General features: G+C 63.9%; 1 protein-coding gene. It reads right to left on the reverse strand.

Going from position 1 to position 624, the window contains the following annotated elements:
* On the reverse strand, positions 1–624 hold a 624-nt coding region (locus tag BXP70_RS29230; protein ID WP_086597621.1), incomplete at both ends, for an SDR family oxidoreductase.

Below are 624 nucleotides of genomic sequence, written 5' to 3' on the forward strand. Positions count from 1 at the left end.
AGCATGGCCTCGACAAACGCCGCGACCGACAGCGGGTGGTCGTGGGAGCGGTCGTAGTGATCGGCATGCCCTAGGTTGGTCTCGACCGCCGGGGGGATGATTTCGAATACCTGCACCGCCGTGCCCCGGAGTTGATACCGCAAGCACGTGGTAAAGGCGTGCAGGGCCGCCTTGGTCGCTGAATAGACGGGCACGGCGGCCAAGGGCGTAAAGGCTAGGCCCGAGGTGATATTGAGGATGGCGGCCGTAGGCTGCTGTTGCAGGTGGGTCGTCAGTAAGCTGATCAGGTGAATCGGGGCGAGCAGGTTGGTGGCGATCTCCGTGCTCACTTTGGTCAGGTCAAGGGCTTGGGTTAGGTCCAAGAGGTGCATAATGCCGGCATTGTTGATCACCACGTTCAAGTGGGGATAGGTGCGCGTGGCCCAGTGCGCCAAGGCGGCACATTGCGCCGGGTCGCTCACATCACAGACGTAGGTGGCGAGCCCGGGGTACTGGGTGGCCAGCGCCGCTAACGGCTCGGGCTGGCGAGCGCAGACAAGGACTTGGTTGCCCAGCGCGTGTAAGGTAGCGGCCAGGTGCCGGCCGATGCCGGACGTCGCGCCCGTCAGGAGTACGGTTTGCTTG

Origin of the sequence: Hymenobacter crusticola (assembly GCF_002154225.1) — a bacterium.
Classification (GTDB): Bacteria; Bacteroidota; Bacteroidia; order Cytophagales; family Hymenobacteraceae; genus Hymenobacter; species Hymenobacter crusticola.